A 2,986-nucleotide genomic window follows, 5' to 3' on the forward strand; every position below is an offset into this window, starting at 1 on the left:
TGACCGTTCTTTTCCAGGGGATTAACTGATGCACTTCAAAGTTGAATGCAGGTTTGAAAGCCTTGCGCTATACCAAAATAATTAATCCAACCACGAAGGTATACGGTAAGTTCTTTCATTTTCTTCTCCATCGAAATACCACGGGATCGCCCTGTAATCTGGCGGATGCGATATTTAAATTGGAGCAGAGACTTATCATGCCAGACAAGCTTTGCACCCAGAAAAGAAAACCCCAGAAACTTACAGCGGCTAACAGGTACCACCTGGCTTTTAGCATCGTTGACTTTGAGTTTAAGCTTGCGCTCAACAAAGCGTTTAATGCTCGCCATAACCCGTTCACCGGCACGCTTAGAGGAAACAACAATCACAAAATCATCCGCATAGCGGACAAAGTGGTGCTGGCGTTTTTCCAGCTTTTTATCGAGCAAGTCGAGTACAATATTGGACAGCAGCGGCGATAAAGGACCCCCTTGTGGCACCCCCTCATAACATGCTTGCCAACATCCATTTTCTACCCTGCCTGCACGCAAGTTGCTTGCAATCAGTTTAAGTAAACGCTTATCTCCAATTCTTTGGCTGAGTAGACTCATGAGAAAATCATGATTTACCCGGTCGAAGAATTTGGAGAGATCGACATCCACCGCTATTCGTTTCCCGACTTCGATATACTTTTGTAGCTTTTTCACCGCATGATGCTGTGACCGCTTTGGGCGAAACCCATAGCTAAACTCCGAAAAAATCGTATCGAAAATGGGATTGATGACCTGGGCGATAGCTTGCTGAATGACACGATCAAAAATCGTGGGTATCCCAAGGCCTCGCTGGCCACCATCTGGCTTACGAATGTAGACACGCCTAACGGGAAGGGGTTGATAATGACCTTGCCGAATGGTTTCGACAATTTCATCGCCAACTGCCTTAAAATGCTGCACAAAATCATCGATGGTAATTCCATCAATGCCTGCTGCACCTTTATTGCTTCGAACGTGTTTCCATGCAGCACTGAGATTTTCTTTGCTGAGGATAGTATCGAGCAGATCTTCATTTGAGTTAAGTATCATGGCAGTGCGCTACCTCAATTTTATATCCGACTGGAAACATATCGGTAGTCTAGCCCTGTCTTTTAGCTCGTGGATTTAGGTTCAGGCCTTCACCCTGTCCAAGGTATTAATCTTGGCATTTGGCTACTATGCCGTCTGCTGACTTCTCTTTAATCACCTCAGCCATTACTGACCGAGGCGCTGATGTGTTCCACCACTTTTGTCGATCCCCGCGATGGTGGCTAGCGGAGTGGGCCTATTTATCAGTCAGCGGCCACGCTGACAGCTTCACAGCAGCAAGTTAAACAGATCTCTCCAGATAAGAACGTGAACTTTCACTACGCAACTGCATCATTTACTCTACCCGTTAGATCACACGGCTTCGGTGTCCTTGGCCACCTCGCCTCCAGGCTAAGCCTTATAGGATGTTTCTGTTCGTCAGCTCGTAGTTTTGCTAGCGGCTTCCTCCCCACAAGACCTCACGGTACTGCAGTTGCCATTCGCTAGTAGTTAGCATCTAATGGAACCCATTAAACGGTGATCTTCCTACAGGGGACTTTCACCCCATTAGTCCACGCCCATGCTGGGCGTACCAAGCAGCAGCAAGCCGACCTCCGGCAATTCGCACCTTTTGCGCAAAGAACTGCACAAAAGGCGCCAATTACCTCCGGCGGTTGTGCTGGACGTTATACGGGTAGGAGAATCAATGGAGATAGTGGTTTTCCTATTTAAGACAATTTGGGTTGTTGGTTTTCTCTCTGGTTTAGCTGCTGCCGCTAGCATGTTCGCCCTAAGCAGGCATGCAGTTGCTGCACCAAGATTCCTTGTGTTGTCTGGAGTATCTTTGCTATTTGCGAAGTACTATCCGCATCACAATAAGCAAAGGAAGATTACTCTTGCTCTATGGCTTGTTTGTATTTTGTCTATTTTCCTAGGATTTTTAGTGCTCTTTCTTGGTGTTCCTGGGTTCAGGGATCTTATTTTTCAATCTTTGGGGGAAGGCAGCGTATAACAAAGCCAAGAAGCAGGCTCGCCCAGACCCTTCGGGCCTCGGTTGGACAGCCTACGCGGCGCGCTTCGCACGCAAACGCTCCGGCTGCCCCTGTTGGCAACGTTATGTTTCCTCGCACCAAGGTATATAGAATGAACAAATCAGAAAAGTTCTGGGACAGTGCGTCCAAAAACTACGATAAAACTGAGGAGCGATTTGAGTATATTCATAGTAGATCTAGGGAGAATACAAGTAAGCTTCTGAAGAGTGATGACATTGTTCTAGATTATGGATGCGGAACAGGCACTGCGGCTTGTCAATTTTCTAATCTGGTTAAGGAAATTGATGCAATTGATATTTCGGCGAAAATGATTGAGGTAGCAAAAGATAAGGCCGCTGCCGGTAAAATTGAAAACGTAAATTTCGAACAGTCAGATATTTTTGATAGCAAGTATTCTTCTCATTCATATGATGTGATTCTGGCTTTTAATATGTTGCATACTGTTGCTAGCCCACATGATGTAATAGCGCGAATAGGTGAATTGTTAAAGCCAGAAGGTCTATTCATCTCTGTAACACCCTGTCTAGGCCAAAAAATGTCATTCTTAGTTAATCTTCAAATTCAACTAGTCGGATTTTTGTGTAAATTTGGTGTCATTCCAATTCCCATAAGACGAATAATGAGCACAGAAGTAAACACTTTGCTAGAAGCTGGTGGATTTAAAGCAGTTGAATCTGAGGAGATATATAAAGGTGCATCTAGCTATTTCGTAGCAGCGAAGAAGACAAAAACATAAATCGGGTAGCCGGTAGTTTCTAGCTACCGGCTCCCACACCACCCATCGTGCGAGTCCGCAATGGGCGGTTCTCTATCCGTAATGAATCTCTACCCAACGATAGTGGAGGCTGTAATTTAAATTGTGTAACTGCTCATGCCCCCATACTCTATACCGGA

3 protein-coding genes are annotated in these 2,986 nt (G+C 45.5%); 2 read left to right on the top strand and 1 reads right to left on the bottom strand.

Going from position 1 to position 2,986, the window contains the following annotated elements; translation table 11 throughout:
• Positions 1-35: 35 nt before the first annotated feature.
• On the bottom strand, positions 36-1,061 hold the full coding sequence (gene ltrA, locus MO867_RS21310; RefSeq protein ID WP_252472880.1) for a group II intron reverse transcriptase/maturase: 1,026 nt from the start codon (positions 1,059-1,061) through the stop codon (positions 36-38).
• A gap of 685 nt (positions 1,062-1,746) precedes the next feature.
• Here ltrA and MO867_RS21315 point away from each other — a divergent pair.
• Together MO867_RS21315 and MO867_RS21320 are read left to right on the top strand one after the other, a co-directional pair.
• Positions 1,747-2,052 (top strand): hypothetical protein, encoded by a 306-nt coding sequence (locus MO867_RS21315; RefSeq protein ID WP_252472883.1) that lies wholly within the window; start codon positions 1,747-1,749, stop codon positions 2,050-2,052.
• Positions 2,053-2,183: 131 nt separating this feature from the next.
• Entirely contained in the window at positions 2,184-2,828 is a 645-nt protein-coding gene (locus tag MO867_RS21320; RefSeq protein WP_252472886.1) for a class I SAM-dependent methyltransferase, read from the top strand.
• Positions 2,829-2,986 lie beyond the last annotated feature (158 nt).

It is taken from the genome of Microbulbifer okhotskensis (assembly GCF_023895975.1).
Taxonomy (GTDB): domain Bacteria; phylum Pseudomonadota; class Gammaproteobacteria; order Pseudomonadales; family Cellvibrionaceae; genus Microbulbifer; species Microbulbifer okhotskensis.

Bases quoted from the DNA above. Each gene is read 5' to 3' on its own strand.
- ltrA (WP_252472880.1), bottom strand. From the start codon at position 1,061: ATGATACTTAACTCAAATGAAGATCTGCTCGATACTATCCTCAGCAAA.
- MO867_RS21320 (WP_252472886.1), top strand. From the start codon at position 2,184: ATGAACAAATCAGAAAAGTTCTGGGACAGTGCGTCCAAAAACTACGAT.
- MO867_RS21315 (WP_252472883.1), top strand. From the start codon at position 1,747: ATGGAGATAGTGGTTTTCCTATTTAAGACAATTTGGGTTGTTGGTTTT.